Origin of the sequence: Escherichia sp. MOD1-EC5495, from assembly GCF_002965965.1 — a bacterium.
In the GTDB taxonomy this organism is placed as follows: domain Bacteria; phylum Pseudomonadota; class Gammaproteobacteria; order Enterobacterales; family Enterobacteriaceae; genus Escherichia; species Escherichia ruysiae.
In genome coordinates this window covers 42,960-62,585 of record NZ_PTRI01000017.1, presented here as the reverse complement: position 1 = coordinate 62,585, position 19,626 = coordinate 42,960, and the positions used below count along the sequence as shown (strand labels likewise).

General features: G+C 51.9%; 15 protein-coding genes and 1 pseudogene. 10 read left to right on the top strand and 6 right to left on the bottom strand.

Going from position 1 to position 19,626, the window contains the following annotated elements:
* Positions 1-28: 28 nt before the first annotated feature.
* Positions 29-889 (bottom strand): NAD(P)H:quinone oxidoreductase, encoded by an 861-nt coding sequence (gene qorB / locus BEG40_RS14915; protein ID WP_105285660.1) that lies wholly within the window; start codon positions 887-889, stop codon positions 29-31.
* 88 nt (positions 890-977) lie between these two features.
* Here qorB and BEG40_RS14910 point away from each other — a divergent pair, with 88 nt between their 5' ends.
* Positions 978-1,358, top strand: coding sequence for a winged helix-turn-helix transcriptional regulator (locus BEG40_RS14910; protein ID WP_010355951.1), 381 nt, complete (start codon positions 978-980; stop codon positions 1,356-1,358).
* Between the two features lie 121 nt (positions 1,359-1,479).
* Here the strand turns inward: BEG40_RS14910 and cpdB are convergent.
* A pseudogene (gene cpdB, locus BEG40_RS14905) lies at positions 1,480-3,423 on the bottom strand (2',3'-cyclic-nucleotide 2'-phosphodiesterase).
* A gap of 170 nt (positions 3,424-3,593) precedes the next feature.
* On the opposite strand from cpdB, the gene cysQ reads away from it, so the two are divergent.
* Positions 3,594-4,334 (top strand): 3'(2'),5'-bisphosphate nucleotidase CysQ, encoded by a 741-nt coding sequence (gene cysQ, locus BEG40_RS14900; RefSeq protein ID WP_105285659.1) that lies wholly within the window; start codon positions 3,594-3,596, stop codon positions 4,332-4,334.
* Here the strand turns inward: cysQ and BEG40_RS14895 are convergent.
* Positions 4,324-4,881 carry a YtfJ family protein gene (locus tag BEG40_RS14895; RefSeq protein ID WP_000175264.1) on the bottom strand — a complete coding sequence of 186 codons (558 nt, stop codon included), beginning with the start codon at positions 4,879-4,881 and terminating at the stop codon, positions 4,324-4,326. The genes cysQ and BEG40_RS14895 overlap by 11 nt on opposite strands.
* 324 nt (positions 4,882-5,205) lie before the next feature.
* Between BEG40_RS14895 and BEG40_RS14890 the strand changes: the two genes are divergently transcribed.
* Positions 5,206-5,412: a DUF1107 domain-containing protein gene (locus tag BEG40_RS14890; RefSeq protein ID WP_000689228.1), complete on the top strand. Its 207-nt coding sequence runs from the start codon at positions 5,206-5,208 to the stop codon at positions 5,410-5,412.
* Between the two features lie 59 nt (positions 5,413-5,471).
* Here the strand turns inward: BEG40_RS14890 and paeA are convergent, their stop codons facing one another.
* Together paeA and msrA are read right to left on the bottom strand one after the other, a co-directional pair.
* Positions 5,472-6,815 carry a polyamine export protein PaeA gene (gene paeA, locus BEG40_RS14885; RefSeq protein ID WP_105285658.1) on the bottom strand — a complete coding sequence of 448 codons (1,344 nt, stop codon included), beginning with the start codon at positions 6,813-6,815 and terminating at the stop codon, positions 5,472-5,474.
* Positions 6,816-7,002: 187 nt separating this feature from the next.
* Positions 7,003-7,641 carry a peptide-methionine (S)-S-oxide reductase MsrA gene (gene msrA / locus BEG40_RS14880; RefSeq protein WP_105285657.1) on the bottom strand — a complete coding sequence of 213 codons (639 nt, stop codon included), beginning with the start codon at positions 7,639-7,641 and terminating at the stop codon, positions 7,003-7,005.
* A 205-nt stretch (positions 7,642-7,846) separates the two neighbouring features.
* On the opposite strand from msrA, the gene tamA reads away from it, so the two are divergent.
* The 3 genes from tamA to BEG40_RS14860 are packed head-to-tail and all read left to right on the top strand — an operon-like array spanning position 7,847 to position 13,703.
* Complete coding sequence (gene tamA / locus BEG40_RS14870; RefSeq protein ID WP_001269289.1) at positions 7,847-9,580, top strand: autotransporter assembly complex protein TamA; 1,734 nt, start codon at positions 7,847-7,849, stop codon at positions 9,578-9,580.
* A complete protein-coding gene (gene tamB / locus BEG40_RS14865; RefSeq protein ID WP_105285656.1) occupies positions 9,577-13,356 on the top strand; it encodes an autotransporter assembly complex protein TamB in 3,780 nt (1,259 codons plus the stop codon). Before tamA ends, tamB begins: the two co-directional genes overlap by 4 nt.
* Positions 13,357-13,358: 2 nt before the next feature.
* A complete protein-coding gene (locus BEG40_RS14860; RefSeq protein ID WP_021551488.1) occupies positions 13,359-13,703 on the top strand; it encodes a gamma-glutamylcyclotransferase family protein in 345 nt (114 codons plus the stop codon).
* 375 nt (positions 13,704-14,078) lie between these two features.
* On the opposite strand, the gene ppa is transcribed toward BEG40_RS14860, so the two are convergent.
* The gene (ppa, locus tag BEG40_RS14855; protein WP_000055074.1) at positions 14,079-14,609 is read right to left on the bottom strand and encodes an inorganic diphosphatase; all 531 of its coding nucleotides are present in this window, start codon (positions 14,607-14,609) and stop codon (positions 14,079-14,081) included.
* 308 nt (positions 14,610-14,917) lie between these two features.
* Here ppa and ytfQ point away from each other — a divergent pair, with 308 nt between their 5' ends.
* The 4 genes from ytfQ to yjfF all read left to right on the top strand — a co-directional run bounded on the left by ytfQ (position 14,918) and on the right by yjfF (position 19,617).
* On the top strand, positions 14,918-15,874 hold the full coding sequence (gene ytfQ / locus BEG40_RS14845) for a galactofuranose ABC transporter substrate-binding protein YtfQ (RefSeq protein ID WP_000265933.1): 957 nt from the start codon (positions 14,918-14,920) through the stop codon (positions 15,872-15,874).
* Positions 15,875-16,087: 213 nt separating this feature from the next.
* Positions 16,088-17,590, top strand: coding sequence for a galactofuranose ABC transporter, ATP-binding protein YtfR (gene ytfR / locus BEG40_RS14840; RefSeq protein ID WP_105285655.1), 1,503 nt, complete (start codon positions 16,088-16,090; stop codon positions 17,588-17,590).
* Positions 17,591-17,603: 13 nt separating this feature from the next.
* Positions 17,604-18,626, top strand: a complete 1,023-nt coding sequence (gene ytfT / locus BEG40_RS14835; protein ID WP_123058472.1) for a galactofuranose ABC transporter, ATP-binding protein YtfT — start codon at positions 17,604-17,606, stop codon at positions 18,624-18,626.
* Positions 18,613-19,617, top strand: a complete 1,005-nt coding sequence (gene yjfF, locus BEG40_RS14830) for a galactofuranose ABC transporter, permease protein YjfF (protein WP_105285653.1) — start codon at positions 18,613-18,615, stop codon at positions 19,615-19,617. Before ytfT ends, yjfF begins: the two co-directional genes overlap by 14 nt.
* Positions 19,618-19,626: the final 9 nt, after the last annotated feature.

The window sequence follows — 19,626 nt, the reverse complement described above, 5'->3', positions numbered from 1 at the left end:
GGATGCGGGAGGATGCCACTTTAATTAACTAGTTATTAACATTAAAAAGATTGCTTACGCTTTCGGCTAACGTTGTCGTTGGGCGACCAATCAATTTGCTCAGCGTTTTGCTGTCATCAAACAGACCACCTTTCGATGCGCCAACGTCAGAATCAGCCAGCATGTCCGCCAGTCCGACAGGAAGACCAACGCCTTTCAGCGCAGTGGCGAAATCGGCTTCGCTCAGGTTCTGGTAGGTAACCGGCTTGCCGCTCTGTTTGGTCAGCTCTGCCGCTAACTGTGTCAACGTCCAGGCACTATCGCCCGCCAGTTCGTAAACCTTGCCTTCGTGACCGGCTTCGCTAATCACGCGCGCGGCAGCGGCTGCATAATCTACCCGCGTTGCTGAGGCAATTTTGCCATCGCCCGCCGCACCGATAAATACGCCGTGCTCCAGTGCTGCCGGGGCGCTGGCGAGGTAGTTCTCGGTATACCAGCCGTTGCGCAGCAGGGTATAAGCGATGCCAGAATTAGCCAGCATTTTCTCCGTCTCGATATGCTCAGCAGCCAGGCCGAGCGGAGATTTATCCGCGTGCAGCAGACTGGTGTACGCAATAAATTTCACGCCAGCCGCCTTTGCGGCATTAATAACATTACGATGCTGCGGGGCACGCTGTCCTACTTCGCTGGAAGAGATCAGCAGTAGTTTTTCCACGCCCTGTAGCGCAGATGTCAGTGCAGCTTCATTGCCGTAGTCAGCCTGACGCACGGTAATACCCTGTGCGCTCAATGCCTGAGCTTTTGCCGGATTACGTGCGATAGCCACTATTTGGCTGGCAGGGACGGTTTTCACCAGGGACTCAATAACATAGTGACCAAGTTGGCCGGTTGCGCCGGTAATAGCGATCATGGGAAGTCTCCATCGTTTTGTCTTGTGTTTAAATACGCTACCACCTAAACTTACTTTTAGTAAGTACGTACAAAAAGGTAAGTGTGAAATGAGTCAGGTTAGTCTGTCGCAACAACTGAAAGAGGGAAATCTCTTCGCTGAACAGTGCCCGTCGCGCGAGGTGCTGAAACACGTCACCAGCCGTTGGGGAGTATTGATTCTGGTGGCGCTACGCGAAGGCACTCATCGTTTTAGCGACCTGCGCCGTAAAATGGGCGGGGTGAGTGAAAAGATGCTTGCGCAGTCGTTACAGGCGCTGGAACAGGATGGGTTTCTTAACCGTATCTCGTATCCGGTGGTGCCGCCACATGTGGAATATAGCCTCACGCCGCTGGGCGAGCAGGTGAGTGAAAAGGTTGCTGCGCTGGCGGACTGGATTGAGATTCATCTGCCAGAGGTGCTGGCGGTGCGGGATGAACGTGCGGCATAACTGCCGGATGCGCTGCGCTTATCCACCCTGCGCTTCATGACTTGTAGGGTGGATAAGATACGTCAGCATCGCATCCGCCAATAAGTGCCGGATGCGATTTGTAGGCCGAAAAAGATGTCTATTACTGACTCAAATCCACCTGATAAATCGCAAATCCGATATCATCGGTCGCGACTTTTTTCATCGGATATTGCCCTTTCTCTTTAATAAACGCTGCGGCTTTATCTGTCGGAGAAGTTTCGAAACGGATATCCAGTTTCTTATCGCCGGGGATCGGTGCTAAACGCCAGTTGTTATCTGCCGCCGGGTGAATTTCCCCCGCACGCTTCGACTCTTCTGCAATCCACGCTGCCAGCACCGAGCGGTTTTCATCCGGTGAAGCAAAAGCAATATGGCTGTCACCCGTACCGGCAAATTTGCCGCCGTAAGCGCGATAGTTATTGGTGGCAACGAGGAACATCGCGTTCGGATCAATCGGTTTGCCATTAAAGGTCAGGTTCTTAATCCTTTCCGCATTAGCATTAACCACCTGACATTCACCGTCATAGCGGGCGGGCTGGGTGACGTCAATCTGGTAATTCACGCCATCAATAACATCAAAGTTATAGGTGCGGAAACCATCCCAGTTGATGAGTGACTGTGGTTTCGTGCTGTTGGGGTCAATCTGATTAAACTGTCCGGCAGAGCACTCCAGCCACTCTTTCACCTCTTTACCGCTGGCTTTCACCACGATCAGCGTATTGGGGTAGAGATAGAGATCGGCGGCGTTGCGGAAGGTAAGCTGGCCTTTTTCCACTTCAACATAGCTGGCTGGGTCGTTTTTGCGACCGCCAACTTTAAACGGCGCAGCAGCAGAGAGCACCGGCAGTTTTGCCAGATCGGGATCGCCCTGGATGTAATGTTCGACATACGCTTTTTGTGCGTTGTTCACCACCTGCACGGTCGGATCGTCCTGCACCAGCGCCAGATAGCTATACATATTGTCGGCAGATTTTCCAATCGGCTTGCTGACAAACTGGCGTGTGGCGTTGTGATCGGCTTTAAGCGTATCGACCAGTTTGCTATCTTCCGCCGCAAGGGATTTTTTATTGGCGATGTCGTAAATCGGCCGTGCTTCCGCTTTCGCCTGCGTCACCTGCCATTTTCCGCTGTCATTATCGAGTTGCAGATCAACCACGCCGAGATGATCGCCCCACATGCCAGGCATCACTGCTGGAACACCGTTAATCGTGCCTTTGGCGATATCTACGCCTTTGATATCAGCAAAATCTTTACTCGGGAAAACGGCGTGAGCATGACCAAACATAATGGCGTCAACGCCCGGAATTTCACTGAGATAATAAACTGAGTTTTCCGCCATCACTTTATACGGATCGGCAGACAGACCAGAGTGCGCCAGAACGACAACAACATCGGCACCTTTCTCGCGCATTTCCGGCACGTACTTGCGTACCGTTTCAGTGATATCGTTAACGGTAACTTTGCCGGATAAATTGGCCTTATCTCACCCCATAATCTGCGGTGGTACAACACCGATGTAGCCAATCTTAAGCGTCTGTTTATTGCCGTCTTTATCGACCACTTCGGTGTCTTTAATTAAATACGGTGTAAACATCGGCTGTTTGGTTTTAGCGTCGATGACGTTGGCATTCACATAGGGGAATTTTGCTCCAGCCAGCGCATTTTTCAGATAATCCAGACCGTAGTTAAATTCATGATTGCCGAGTGTGCCAACGGTATAATCCAGCGTATTCAGCGCCTTATAGACCGGATGAACATCACCTGCTTTTAATCCTTTCGCCGACATGTAATCTGCCAGCGGGCTACCCTGGATCAGGTCACCGTTATCGACCAGTACGCTATTTTTCACTTCGTTGCGCGCGTCATTAATCAGGCTCGCGGTACGTACCAGTCCAAATTTTTCTGTGGATGTATCTTTGTAATAATCGAAATCCATCATGTTGCTATGCAAATCAGAGGTTTCCATTATGCGGAGATCGACTGTTGCCGCATTCACACTGGCGGCAATCAGCGTAGCAAGAAGCGTTGCACTAAACTTAACCATCTGGGCATCCTTTTATGAACAAGAAGATGAGACGTCTTTCATATGGAGCGTGAAGGATGCCATAAATAATAAATCAGGAAACGATGACGCCATCACAGTTGGCGGATTCTGTAACGATAGGGTATAAGTAAAACAACAAGTTAACACCACTGAAACAAAAGAGGTGGAGAATGTTAGAACAAGTATGTCAACTCGCACGGAATGCGGGCGATGCCATTATGCAGGTCTACGACGGGACGAAACCGATGGACGTCGTCAGCAAGGCGGATAACTCTCCGGTGACGGCGGCGGACATTGCCGCGCACACCGTAATCATGGACGGTTTACGTACCCTGACGCCGGATATTCCGGTTCTTTCCGAAGAAGATCCTCCCGGTTGGGAAGTCCGCCAGCACTGGCAACGTTACTGGCTGGTAGATCCGCTGGACGGCACCAAAGAGTTTATTAAACGAAATGGTGAATTTACCGTTAACATTGCGCTGATTGACAAAGGCAAACCGGTATTAGGTGTGGTGTATGCGCCGGTAATGAACGTCATGTACAGCGCGGCGGAAGGCAAAGCCTGGAAAGAAGAGTGCGGCGTGTGCAAGCAGATTCAGGTACGCGACGCCCGTCCGCCGCTAGTCGTCATCAGCCGTTCCCATGCGGATGCTGAGCTGAAAGAGTATCTGCAACAGCTTGGTGAACACCAGACGACATCCATCGGCTCTTCACTGAAATTCTGCCTGGTGGCGGAAGGTCAGGCGCAGCTCTACCCGCGTTTCGGGCCGACGAATATTTGGGATACCGCTGCCGGTCATGCCGTGGCCGCCGCCGCCGGAGCACACGTTCACAACTGGCAGGGCAAACCGCTGGATTACACTCCGCGCGAATCCTTCCTGAATCCTGGATTCCGGGTTTCTATTTATTAAGCAATTTATGCAGCAAGTCCATGACTTGCTGCACTTCTTGCTGGGTTAACGCTCCGTCCTTCGCCCATTGCACGCGACCGTCTTTATCCAGCACTGCAATGGCGGAACTCTCTTCATCCAGTTGCCAGGCTCCGCGCGCGACGCCATTGCTGTCGACAATAAACTGCGACCACGGATAGAGCTTTTTATTGCTCTCCAGACTGCTGCGCACAAACATACCGGAACCGGGGATGGCGTCGTCGGTGTTGACTATGGTGGTCGTCTGGTAGCGATCGTGCGGCAATTTCGCCGATTTAATTGCTTCAATCAGCGTCGCATTTTTCTCTTTTGCGGAGGTGCGACCGGCAATATGTTGCAGTACTCGCACTTTTCCCGCTAACTGCGCACTGTTCCAGGTTTTGTAGCTAAACTGATCTTTATCAAACACCAACTCGCCACGATCGGTAATACCAATCGGCGGTACGCGCTGACCAGTTTCGAATTTATGCGCGGAGGCCATCATCGGCAGTAGCAAGCAAGTCAGCGCGAGGATCTTGCGTAGGGTCATAGTGTTTCCTTCTTATCGTATGCAGGTGATCCGACCACTTGGGTCTGGCTTTTAATCATATGTGCTATTTATCGAATTTCCCGCAAGTGCGGTGCCAGTTTGCGGACAAGCGCACAAATCATATGAAAAATGAATGTTTATACTGAATATTGTGGTTAGGCGAAAAGATAATTCTGAATATTTGTAACAGTAGGGTAAAAAAATTTATACACGCTGGAAACATTACCCCGATAGTCTATAGTCATTAGGCATTAAAATTTGCGCCTCATAATAGTTGGGCCGATTGTGGCACCGCAAAGGCGTAATACTCAGCAGGAGACAACAATGAAAATTTTCCAACGGTACAACCCACTTCAGGTGGCGAAGTACGTGAAGATCCTGTTCCGTGGACGGTTATACATCAAGGACGTTGGCGCTTTTGAATTTGATAAGGGTAAGATTCTTATCCCAAAAGTGAAGGATAAACTGCATTTGTCAGTGATGTCCGAAGTTAACCGTCAGGTTATGCGTCTGCAAACAGAGATGGCTTAACCAAGTGCTATGCAGTAATAAGACGGCTCCTGATTCAGGAGCCGTTGATGTTTCTGGGGTTATGCGACGCTTTCTTCTTTATCTTTGGCGTCAGGCAGTTTTGGCGCAAGGGCGGTGGCTTTACTGTCGATTCGCGTAACCAGTAGCTGGTCGATGCGGTAGTTATCAATGTCCACCACTTCAAATTTGTAACCGGAGAACTTCACCGAATCAGTGCGTTTCGGGATCTTACGCAACATAAACATCATAAAGCCGCCGATGGTTTCGTAGTTGCCCGACTGCGGGAACTCGTCGATATCCAGCACGCGCATCACGTCGTCAATCGGCGTACCGCCATCGATTAGCCATGAGTTCTCATCACGCGCTACAATCTGTTCTTCCAGTCCCTGACCAACCAGATCGCCCATCAACGTGGTCATCACGTCGTTGAGGGTGATGATTCCCACCACCAGTGCGTACTCGTTCATGATTACCGCAAAGTCTTCACCCGCAGCCTTAAAACTTTCCAGCGCCTCAGAGAGGGTCAGCGTATCAGGCACGATCAGCGTATTGCGAATTTGCACGCCACTGTTCAGTGCCAGGCTTTGATTGGCCAGCACGCGGTTCAGCAGATCTTTTGAATCGACATAACCGATAATGTGATCGATATCTTCATTACAGACGAGGAATTTCGAGTGCGGATGCTCCGCCACTTTATTCTTCAGGCTTTGCTCATCTTCATGGAGATCGAACCAAATCACGTTTTCACGCGGCGTCATGGAAGACGGCACGGTACGGGATTCCAGTTCAAACACGTTTTCGATCAGTTCGTGTTCCTGTTTACGCAATACACCAGCCAGTGCACCGGCCTCCACTACTGCGTAGATGTCATCAGATGTGATGTCATCTTTACGTACCATTGGCAATTTAAAGATACGGAAGATCATGTTCGCCAGGCCGTTGAAAAACCACACCAGAGGGGTGCAGACGAACAGGCAGAAGCGCATCGGGTTGATGATACGCAAAGCCACAGCTTCTGGCGCAATCATACCGATGCGTTTCGGGGTTAAATCCGCAAACAGAATAAACATGCCAGTCACTAACGAGAAAGAGAGAATAAAGCTCAGTTGCTCAGAGAGTTCCGCCGATATATAGCGGGAGAACAGGCTATTAAAAGCCGGAGAGAACGCCGCATCACCGACGATACCGCCGAGTATTGCCACCGCGTTCAGACCAATTTGCACCACGGTAAAGAACATGCCGGGATTTTCCTGCATATCCAGAACGCGCTGGGCGTTTATATTGCCTTCATCAGCCAGCAGTTTAAGTTTGATTTTGCGTGAGGCGGCAAGCGAGATCTCGGATATCGAGAAGAACGCACTCACAGCGATCAAGCAGAGTATGACTAAAATACTGTTTAACATATCTTATCCGACCGTTCAGGTCAGATCCTCGGAAGGGGAAGTTGATTAATTTGTGCGAAATACACATTGAAAGCCGGCTCGAAGAGAGTGAACCGACATTTTCAGTGGCTAGTATAGCGTAAGGTACTGTAAAGTCGCCAGAGGGTTAAATTTTTGCTTCATTTCGCTTTAGTTCTGCCTTTTATTGCTACGCTTCAGGCGGCAGGCAAATGCCGATCCCACCAATTCCGCAATAACCATACGGGTTTTTATGCAGATATTGCTGGTGGTCATCTTCGGCATAATAAAACGGTGTCGCGTTGGCGATCTCGGTGGTTATTTGACGATCGTCATCGGCGGCAAGCATCGCGGCCTGAAAACGTTCCAGACTGGCGCGGGCGGCAGCATCCTGTTCTGGTGTTAGCGGATAAATCGCGGAACGATACTGCGTGCCATGGTCATTGCCCTGACGCATCCCTTGTGCGGGATCGTGATTCTCCCAGAATACTTGTAACAGTTGTTCGTAGCTGATCACTGACGGATCGTAAACCACGCGTACCGCTTCGGCGTGGCCGGTATCACCAGAACACACTTCCCGATAAGTCGGGTTTGGCGTGTAACCGCCGGTATAACCTGCGGCGGTGCTGTAAACGCCGGGAAGTTGCCAGAAAAGGCGTTCCACGCCCCAGAAACAGCCCATAGCAAAAATGGCGATTTCCATTCCGTCAGGCACATTTGTCATTGAGTGACCATTGACTGCATTCAACGTGGCTACGGGCATCGGGGTATTACGTCCAGGAAGGGCATCGGCGGGGGAAACCAGATGCTTTTTATCAAATAAACTCATGGTATCGCTCTCCCGAAAATCGGTCTTTGGGGTTTAGGTTGTAACAAGAGACGTATTTGCACACAATAACTCTCGTGAATGTGTATAAAGTAAAACATAAGAAATATTTTGGATTTAGTCTGCTTTTAAATCCATATTGCTGGTTTTTTGTTAAGCCGTTTAACGGGGTTCCAGGGGCAGGAACAAAGGATATTCAGGAGAAAATGTGCGCTATATCCGACAGTTATGTTGTGTAAGCTTACTCTGTTTTGGTGGTTCTGCTATCGCCGCGAACGTCCGTCTACAGGTCGAAGGGTTATCAGGACAGCTGGAAAAAAATGTTCGTGCACAGCTTTCTACGATTGAAAGTGATGAAGTGACGCCAGACCGGCGATTTCGCGCGCGTGTCGATGATGCCATCCGCGAAGGCCTGAAGGCGCTGGGCTATTACCAGCCGACCATTGAATTTGATCTTCGCCCACCGCCAAAGAAAGGGCGACAGGTTTTGATCGCCAAAGTCACGCCCGGCGTGCCCGTTTTGATTGGCGGAACCGATGTTGTGTTACGCGGTGGAGCACGGACCGATAAAGACTATTTGAAGTTGCTCGATACTCGCCCGGCTATAGGCACGGTGCTGAATCAGGGCGACTACGAAAATTTCAAAAAGTCCTTAACCAGCATCGCGTTGCGCAAAGGCTATTTCGATAGTGAATTTACCAAAGCCCAGTTGGGTATTGCACTTGGCTTGCATAAAGCCTACTGGGATATTGATTACAACAGTGGCGAACGCTACCGCTTTGGGCATGTGACCTTCGAAGGCTCACAGATCCGCGATGAGTATCTGCAAAACCTTGTTCCGTTTAAAGAAGGTGATGAATACGAGTCAAAAGACCTGGCAGAGCTAAACCGCCGTCTCTCCGCCACTGGTTGGTTTAACTCGGTGGTGGTTGCACCGCAGTTTGATAAAGCGCGAGAAACAAAAGTATTGCCACTTACCGGCGTCGTTTCGCCGCGCACGGAAAACACGATTGAAACCGGGGTCGGGTACTCCACAGACGTAGGTCCACGTGTCAAAGCCACGTGGAAAAAGCCGTGGATGAACTCTTACGGTCACAGCCTGACCACCAGCACAAGTATCTCTGCACCGGAACAAACCCTCGATTTTAGCTATAAAATGCCGCTGCTTAAGAACCCGCTGGAACAATATTATCTGGTACAGGGCGGTTTTAAGCGCACCGATCTAAACGATACTGAATCCGATTCTACAACTCTGGTGGCTTCCCGTTATTGGGATCTCTCCAGCGGCTGGCAGCGCGCCATTAACTTACGCTGGAGTCTTGACCACTTTACCCAGGGTGAAATTACCAACACTACGATGCTGTTTTATCCGGGTGTGATGATTAGCCGCACGCGTTCACGCGGCGGCCTGATGCCGACCTGGGGCGACTCGCAACGCTACTCAATCGACTACTCAAACACGGCCTGGGGCTCGGACGTCGATTTCTCTGTGTTTCAGGCGCAAAACGTCTGGATACGCACACTCTACGATCGCCATCGTTTTGTCACGCGCGGCACGTTGGGCTGGATTGAAACGGGTGACTTCGACAAAGTGCCGCCTGATCTGCGTTTCTTTGCCGGGGGCGACCGTAGCATTCGTGGCTATAAATACAAATCTATCGCCCCGAAATACGCCAATGGTGACCTGAAAGGGGCATCAAAACTGATAACCGGATCGCTGGAGTACCAGTACAACGTGACCGGAAAATGGTGGGGGGCGGTGTTTGTTGATAGCGGCGAAGCGGTAAGCGATATTCGCCGCAGTGACTTTAAAACCGGCACCGGGGTTGGTGTGCGCTGGGAATCACCAGTCGGGCCGATCAAGCTCGATTTCGCCGTTCCGGTCGCTGACAAAGACGAGCATGGTTTACAGTTTTACATCGGTCTGGGGCCAGAATTATGAGTTTATGGAAAAAAATCAGCCTCGGCGTGGTTGTCGTCCTCTTACTATTGCTGGGATCGGTGGCATTTCTGGTGGGCACCACCAGTGGTTTGCATCTGGTATTTAAAGCGGCAGATCGCTGGGTGCCAGGGCTGGACATCGGTAAGGTGACTGGCGGCTGGCGCGACCTTACTCTGTCTGATGTTCGTTATGAGCAGCCAGGTGTGGCGGTTAAAGCGGGTAATCTGCATCTGGCGGTCGGGCTAGAGTGCCTGTGGGACAGCAGTATTTGCATTAACGATTTGGCACTGAAGGATATTCAGGTCAACATCGACAGCAAAAAAATGCCCCCTTCAGAGCAGGTTGAAGAAGAGGAAGACAGCGGCCCGCTGGATCTCACCACGCCGTATCCCATTACCCTGACGCGGGTGGCGCTGGATAACGTCAATATCAAAATTGATGATACTACGGTGTCGGTGATGGACTTCACCTCCGGTCTGAACTGGCAGGAGAAAACCCTGACCCTGAAACCGACATCGCTGAAAGGCCTGCTAATTGCCCTGCCGAAAGTGGCGGAAGTGGCGCAGGAAGAAGTCGTTGAACCGAAAATTGAAAATCCGCAGCCGGATGAAAAGCCGCTCGGCGAAACGCTGAAAGATCTCTTTTCTCGCCCGGTATTGCCGGAAATGACCGACGTGCATTTGCCGCTCAATCTGAACATTGAAGAGTTTAAGGGCGAGCAATTGCGCGTGACGGGCGATACGGACATTACCGTGCGCACCATGCTGCTGAAAGTGAGCAGTATCGACGGCAATACCAAACTGGACGCGCTGGATATCGATTCCAACCAGGGGATCGTCAATGCCAGCGGTACGGCGCAACTGGCCGATAACTGGCCGGTGGATCTCACCCTCAACAGCACACTGAACGTGGAGCCGTTGAAGGGTGAAAAAGTGAAGCTGAAAGTAGGCGGTGCGCTGCGCGAACAACTGGAGATTGGCGTTAACCTTTCCGGTCCGGTTGATATGGATCTGCGTGCCCAGACGCGGCTGGCGGAGGCTGGACTGCCGCTTAACGTCGAAGTGAACAGCAAACAGCTTTACTGGCCGTTTACCGGCGAGAAGCAGTATCAGGCGGACGATCTGAAACTGAAACTCACTGGCAAAATGACCGATTACACGCTCTCTATGCGCACGGCAGTGAAGGGACAGGAGATCCCGCCAGCCACCATTACCCTCGACGCGAAAGGTAATGAACAGCAGGTGAATCTCGACAAACTTACCGTCGCGGCGCTGGAAGGGAAAACTGAGTTGAAAGCGTTGCTCGACTGGCAGCAGGCAATTAGCTGGCGTGGTGAGTTAACGCTTAACGGCATTAACACCGTGAAAGAGTTCCCGGACTGGCCGTCGAAACTCAATGGTTTGATCAAAACGCGCGGCAGCCTGTACGGCGGCACCTGGCAGATGGACGTGCCGGAGCTGAAGCTGACCGGTAACGTTAAACAGAACAAAGTGAACGTTGAAGGTACGCTGAAAGGCAACAGTTATATGCAGTGGATGATCCCAGGTCTGCATCTGGAACTGGGATCAAACAGTGCCGAAGTGAAAGGCGAACTGGGAGTAAAAGATCTCAATCTTGATGCCACGATCAACGCGCCAGGTCTGGATAACGCGCTGCCAGGGCTGGGCGGTACAGCGAAAGGGTTGGTGAAGGTTCGAGGCACGGTGGAAGCACCGCAGTTGCTGGCGGATATCACCGCGCGCAGCCTGCGCTGGCAGGAACTCTCCGTGGCGCAGGTTCGCGTGGAAGGCGATATAAAATCCACCGATCAGATTGCGGGTAAACTCGACGTGCGCGTTGAGCAAATTTCGCAGCCGGATGTGAATATCAACCTCGTTACCCTGAATGCGAAAGGCAGCGAAAAGCAGCACGAGCTACAACTGCGGATTCAGGGTGAGCCGGTTTCCGGACAGCTCAATCTGGCGGGTAGCTTTGATCGTAAAGAAGAACGCTGGAAGGGAACGCTGAGTAATACCCGCTTCCAGACGCCAGTTGGGCCGTGGGCGCTGACCCGCGATATAGCTCTGGATTACCGCAATCAGGAGCAAAAAATCAGCATCGGGCCGCACTGCTGGCTTAACCCGAACGCGGAACTGTGCGTGCCGCAAACCATTGATGCCGGGGCTGAAGGGCGTGCGGTGGTGAATCTCAACCGTTTCGACCTGGCCATGCTGAAACCGTTTATGCCGGAAACGACTCAGGCAAGCGGTATCTTTACAGGTAAAGCAGACGTAGCCTGGGACACCACCAAAGAAGGGGTGCCGCAGGGCAGCATCACCCTTTCGGGGCGTAACGTGCAGGTGACGCAAACCGTCAACGATGCGGCGCTGCCGGTGGCGTTTCAGACGCTGAATCTGACGGCGGAGTTGCGTAACAACCGCGCCGAACTGGGCTGGACCATCCGCCTGACTAATAATGGTCAGTTCGATGGTCAGGTGCAGGTGACCGATCCACAAGGCCGCCGCAATCTCGGTGGCAACGTCAACATCCGCAACTTTAACCTCGCGATGGTAAACCCCATCTTTACGCGTGGCGAAAAAGCGGCGGGGATGGTGAGTGCTAATTTACGTCTGGGCGGTGATGTACAAAGCCCGCAGCTTTTTGGTCAGCTCCAGGTTACGGGTGTGGATATTGATGGCAACTTTATGCCGTTTGATATGCAGCCGAGCCAGCTTGCGGTCAACTTTAACGGTATGCGCTCGACGCTTGCGGGCACCGTGCGAACCCAGCAAGGTGACATTTACCTGAACGGGGATGCAGACTGGAGTCAGATTGAAAACTGGCGCGCGCGGGTAACGGCAAAAGGCAGTAAGGTGCGGATCACCGTACCGCCGATGGTGCGCATGGATGTGTCGCCAGATGTCGTATTCGAAGCCACACCAAGCCTGTTTACCCTTGATGGTCGCGTTGACGTACCGTGGGCGCGCATTGTGGTGCATGATTTGCCAGAAAGTGCGGTGGGCGTCTCCAGCGATGTCGTGATGCTCAACGATAATCTGCAACCGGAGGAGGCGAAAACTGCGTCGATTCCGATTAACAGCAACCTGATTGTCCACGTCGGCAACAACGTGCGCATTGATGCCTTTGGTCTGAAAGCGCGGCTGACGGGCGATCTCAATGTCGTACAGGACAAACAGGGGCTGGGGCTGAACGGACAGATCAACATACCGGAAGGGCGCTTCCATGCCTATGGTCAGGATCTGATCGTTCGCAAAGGCGAGTTGCTGTTCTCTGGTCCACCGGATCAACCGTATCTTAATATCGAAGCAATTCGTAACCCGGATGCTACAGAAGATGACGTAATCGCCGGTGTTCGCGTCACTGGACTGGCGGATGAACCGAAAGCGGAGATTTTCTCTGACCCGGCGATGTCGCAACAGGCTGCGTTGTCTTACTTGTTGCGTGGACAAGGGCTGGAGAGCGATCAGAGCGACAGTGCGGCGATGACCTCGATGCTGATTGGTCTGGGGGTTGCACAAAGTGGTCAGATTGTGGGTAAAATCGGCGAGACATTTGGCGTAAGTAATTTAGCTCTCGACACCGAGGGAGTAGGCGACTCCTCCCAGGTGGTGGTCAGCGGCTATGTACTACCAGGTCTACAAGTGAAATACGGCGTGGGGATATTTGACTCTATAGCAACACTCACGTTACGTTATCGCCTGATGCCAAAGCTATATCTGGAAGCCGTGTCTGGTGTAGATCAGGCACTGGATTTGCTCTATCAGTTCGAGTTTTAGCGATGCGAATATTTGTCTACGGCAGTTTACGTCACAAACAAGGCAACAGCCACTGGATGACCAATGCCCAGTTGCTGGGCGATTTCAGTATCGATAACTACCAGTTGTATAGCCTGGGCCACTATCCAGGCGCAGTTCCGGGAAACGGAACGGTACACGGTGAAGTTTATCGTATTGACAACGCCACGCTGGCCGAACTTGATGCCTTGCGCACCAGGGGCGGTGAATACGCGCGCCAGTTGATTCAGACGCCGTACGGGAGTGCATGGATGTACGTTTATCAACGACCCGTCGATGGATTAACGCTGATTGAAAGCGGCGACTGGTTAGACAGGGGTAAGTCATAATATAAACACGCCACCTTCGGGTGGCGTTGTTTTTTCGAGGTATCTCGCATTCTTTTTTGTAATTCCCCCACCTTTTGCTTTTCTCTCCGAGCCGCTTTCCATATCTGTTAACGCATGAAAAACTCTGCTGGCGTTTACAAATGCGCAGGGGTAAAACCGGGGCACGCTTTGAACGATGAGTATGAGTGAGGTCGGCTAACTTCCAGCAAGTGGCTATGAACAGCAAAATGGTGGTCGAGTTTAGCTTGTTCTTACCGTTCAAGCCTTTCAACTGCTGAGAATAATGATAGTGGAATAGATAGTTTATATATTGCGGGCATAAAAAAACCCTTACTAACCGAAGCCCGGCGTTCAGGGTTATTGCGCTAGAAGAACTTATTTATTCTTTGCGCGCTCGAAGGAAGCAACGATTTCAGCTTTAGCGGCTTCGGCGTTATCCCAGCCGTCAACTTTAACCCACTTGCCTTTTTCGAGGTCTTTGTAGTGCTCGAAGAAGTGAGCGATCTGAGCCTTCAGCAGTTCCGGCAGATCGTTAACGTCTTTGATGTGATCGTATTCTTTGCTCAGCTTGCTGTGCGGAACAGCAACCAGTTTCGCATCTTCACCGGCTTCGTCGGTCATTTTCAGAACGCCAACCGGACGGCAACGGATCACAGAACCCGGCTGCAGCGGGTACGGAGTCGGAACCAGTACGTCAACCGGGTCACCGTCCAGAGACAGGGTGTGGTTGATGTAACCGTAGTTGCACGGATAGAACATCGCGGTGGACATGAAGCGGTCAACGAACAGTGCGCCGCTCTCTTTGTCGATTTCGTATTTGATCGGATCTGCGTTAGCCGGGATCTCAATAACAACGTAGATGTCTTCCGGCAGATCTTTACCCGCAGGGACGTTGAGTAAGCTCATGTCTGTTTCCTTTAAAATATGTGGCAAACAAGTGCCGAGTATTATAGCCAACTCGCGCCGAATGTCTTCGCTTGTTTTCGTCCTCATATTCCTTTTTCGCCAGTTTTAAGACGGCTCGTGGAGCAGGAAAATCCATAACCGTAGCCGCATTTTTCATAGTGATATGAAAGCGATTACAAACTTGTGATTAACGTTTTATTTACTTTTTTGAAGTGTGATGTAACGCAATCCGTTACATAACGAATTGTCTATAGTTTTTTCGCGAACATCTTTTCACCAATAATAATTACCCCGACGAGGACAACCCTATGTGGAAACGCTTACTTGTAGTCTCTGCAGTCTCGGCAGCCATGTCGTCTATGGCGTTGGCCGCTCCATTAACCGTAGGATTTTCGCAGGTCGGATCAGAATCCGGCTGGCGCGCCGCAGAAACCAACGTGGCGAAAAGTGAGGCCGAAAAACGTGGTATCACGCTAAAAATTGCCGATGGTCAGCAAAAGCAGGAAAACCAGATTAAAGCGGTACGTTCCTTCGTTGCACAAGGGGTAGATGCGATCTTTATCGCTCCAGTGGTGGCGACGGGTTGGGAACCGGTATTAAAAGAGGCGAAAGATGCCGAAATTCCGGTCTTTTTGCTCGACCGTTCCATTGATGTGAAAGACAAATCTCTCTATATGACCACTGTCACCGCTGACAACATTCTTGAAGGTAAGCTGATTGGTGACTGGCTGGTAAAAGAAGTGAATGGCAAACCATGCAACGTGGTGGAGTTGCAGGGCACCGTTGGGGCAAGTGTTGCCATCGACCGTAAAAAAGGCTTTGCCGAAGCCATTAAGAATGCGCCAAATATCAAAATCATCCGCTCGCAGTCCGGTGATTTCACCCGCAGTAAAGGCAAAGAAGTTATGGAGAGCTTTATCAAAGCGGAAAACAACGGCAAAAACATCTGCATGGTTTACGCCCATAATGACGACATGGTGATTGGCGCAATTCAGGCAATTAAAGAAGCGGGTCTGAAGCCAGGCAAAGATATCCTCACGGGTTCCATTGACGGCGTGCCGGACATCTACAAAGCAATGATTGATGGCGAAGCGAATGCCAGCGTTGAACTGACGCCAAACATGGCCGGCCCGGCCTTCGACGCGCTGGAGAAATACAAAAAAGACGGCACCATGCCTGAAAAGCTGACGCTGACCAAGTCCACCCTTTACCTGCCTGATACCGCAAAAGAAGAGTTAGAGAAGAAGAAAAACATGGGGTATTGAGGGGCATCAATACCTGATGCCGACTTGTGGGCCGCCGGATAAGGCGTTTATGCCGCATCCGGCGGTTGTACAGCACCGGACTTAACACCGTGCACAATCTGTCCCCTCGCCCCTTCGGGGAGAGGGTTAGGGAGAGGGGGGACAAACGGCGCAGCTCTTAACATCAGGCACGATCTATTCCCAGGCTTTTAGAGCGTGGCTAAGGGAGAAACCATGACGACTAACCAACACCAGGAAATCCTCCGTACCGAAGGATTAAGTAAATTTTTCCCCGGCGTCAAAGCGTTAGACAGCGTTGATTTCAGCCTACGGCGCGGTGAAATTATGGCGCTGCTCGGTGAAAACGGAGCCGGTAAATCGACGCTGATCAAAGCACTTACCGGTGTCTACCACGCCGATCGCGGTACTATCTGGTTGGACGGTCAGACTATCTCACCAAAAAACACCGCCCACGCACAACAGCTAGGCATCGGCACCGTCTATCAGGAAGTCAACCTGTTACCCAACATGTCGGTAGCCGACAATCTATTCATAGGCCGCGAACCCAGGCGTTTCGGCCTGCTACGCCGTAAAGAGATGGAAAAGCGCGCTACCAAACTGATGGCATCGTATGGCTTCTCCCTCGATGTGCGTGAACCACTCAACCGCTTTTCGGTGGCGATGCAACAAATCGTCGCCATTTGCCGGGCTATCGATCTCTCCGCCAAAGTGCTGATCCTCGATGAACCCACCGCCAGTCTCGATACTCAGGAAGTGGAGTTGCTGTTTGGCCTGATGCGCCAGTTGTGCGATCGCGGCGTCAGCCTGATCTTCGTTACGCACTTTCTCGATCAGGTTTATCAGGTCAGCGATCGGATCACTGTCTTACGCAATGGCAGCTTCGTTGGCTGTCGGGAAACCCGCGAGCTACCGCAGATCGAACTGGTCAAAATGATGCTTGGGCGCGAACTCGATACCCACGCGCTACAACGTGCCGGACGGACATTACTTAGCGACAAACCCGTTGCTGCGTTTAAAAATTACGGCAAGAAAGGAACGATCGCGCCGTTTGATCTCGAAGTGCGCCCGGGCGAGATCGTCGGACTGGCAGGCTTGCTGGGATCGGGTCGTACCGAAACCGCTGAAGTTATCTTCGGAATCAAACCCGCCGACAGCGGCACTGCGCTGATCAAAGGCCAACAACAAACGCTACGATCGCCACATCAGGCTTCGGTACTGGGCATAGGTTTTTGCCCGGAAGACAGAAAAACCGATGGCATCATCGCCGCCGCCTCGGTGCGCGAAAATATCATCCTTGCCTTACAAGCCCAGCGCGGCTGGCTACGACCGATCTCTCGCAAAGAACAGCAAGAGATTGCTGAACGTTTTATCCGCCAGCTTGGCATTCGCACACCTTCCACCGAACAGCCGATTGAGTTTCTCTCCGGCGGCAATCAGCAAAAAGTATTACTTTCACGCTGGCTGCTGACTCGTCCGCAATTTCTGATCCTCGACGAGCCAACGCGCGGTATTGACGTGGGAGCCCACGCCGAGATCATCCGCCTGATTGAAACACTTTGCGCCGACGGTCTGGCTTTATTAGTAATTTCTTCCGAACTGGAAGAGCTGGTGGGCTATGCCGATCGGGTGATCATCATGCGCGATCGCAAACAGGTGGCGGAAATCCCGCTGGCAGAACTCTCCGTTCCGGCGATCATGAACGCCATTGCGGCGTAAGGAGAACAGTGTGATGCCTCAATCTCTCCCTGACACCGCGTCGTCGAAAAGGCGTTTTCGCTGGCCGACGGGAATGCCGCAACTGGCGGCGCTATTGCTGGTGCTGCTGGTCGATAGTCTGGTCGCCCCACATTTCTGGCAGGTGGTGCTTCAGGATGGGCGTTTGTTCGGTAGCCCCATCGACATTCTTAACCGTGCGGCTCCCGTTGCGTTACTGGCGATTGGCATGACGCTGGTGATCGCCACTGGTGGGATTGATCTCTCCGTAGGCGCGGTGATGGCTATCGCCGGAGCCACAACTGCCGCGATGACGGTAGCGGGATTCAGCCTGCCGATTGTTTTGTTAAGCGCCCTGGGCACCGGCATTCTGGCAGGATTGTGGAATGGCATTCTGGTGGCGATCCTCAAAATTCAACCGTTTGTCGCCACTCTGATCCTGATGGTTGCCGGGCGCGGCGTGGCGCAACTGATCACCTCCGGGCAGATCGTCACGTTTAACTCGCCGGATCTCTCGTGGTTCGGCAGTGGATCGCTGCTGTTCCTGCCAACGCCAGTCATTATCGCCATGCTGACGCTTCTCCTCTTCTGGCTGTTAACCCGTAAAACGGCGCTGGGGATGTTTATTGAAGCCGTTGGCATCAACATTCGGGCAGCGAAAAATGCCGGAGTGAACACTCGGATCATCGTCATGCTCACCTACGTGTTGAGTGGGCTGTGTGCGGCAATTGCGGGCATTATCGTGGCTGCGGATATTCGCGGTGCGGACGCCAATAACGCCGGATTATGGCTGGAACTGGACGCCATTCTCGCGGTTGTGATCGGCGGTGGATCGCTGATGGGCGGGCGTTTTAACCTGCTGCTTTCGGTAGTGGGGGCGCTGATCATTCAGGGAATGAACACCGGGATTTTACTTTCGGGCTTTCCGCCAGAGATGAACCAGGTGGTGAAAGCGGTGGTGGTGCTTTGCGTACTGATTGTTCAGTCGCAACGCTTTATCAGTCTGATTAAAGGAGTGCGTAGCCGTGATAAAACGTAATTTGCCACTGATGATCACCATCGGCGTTTTTGTGTTGGGCTATCTCTACTGCCTGACGCAGTTTCCCGGTTTTGCTTCTACGCGAGTGATCTGCAATATCCTGACCGATAACGCCTTTTTGGGGATCATCGCCGTCGGTATGACCTTTGTGATCCTCTCTGGCGGTATCGATCTCTCCGTCGGTTCGGTGATCGCTTTTACCGGCGTGTTTCTGGCAAAGGTGATTGGCGACTTTGGAATTTCACCACTCTTGGCCTTCCCACTGGTACTGGCGATGGGCTGTGCATTCGGCGCATTTATGGGGCTTTTGATCGACGCGCTGAAGATCCCGGCATTCATCATTACCCTTGCGGGAATGTTTTTTTTGCGTGGCGTCAGTTACCTTGTTTCGGAAGAGTCGATCCCAATAAACCATCCTGTTTATGACACGCTCTCAAGCCTTGCGTGGAAAATTCCCGGCGGCGGTCGCTTAAGCGCGATGGGGCTGCTGATGCTGGCGGTGGTAGTTATCGGCATATTCCTCGCTCATCGTACCCGTTTTGGTAATCAGGTATACGCCATTGGCGGCAACGCAACGTCGGCGAACCTGATGGGGATTTCCACTCGCAGCACCACGATTCGCATTTATATGCTTTCCACCGGACTGGCGACACTGGCGGGGATTGTCTTCTCTATTTACACCCAGGCCGGATACGCGCTGGCAGGCGTTGGTGTGGAACTGGACGCTATCGCCTCCGTGGTGATTGGCGGTACACTTTTAAGCGGCGGCGTTGGAACAGTATTAGGAACGCTGTTTGGCGTGGCGATTCAGGGACTCATTCAGACTTACATAAACTTTGACGGTACGCTGAGTTCATGGTGGACGAAAATCGCTATCGGAATTTTGTTGTTTATTTTTATTGCCTTACAGCGTGGGTTAACGGTGCTGTGGGAGAATCGTCAGAGTTCGCCAGTAATAAGAGTGAGTCCGGAAAATACAATAAAAGAGTAAATTCACTGA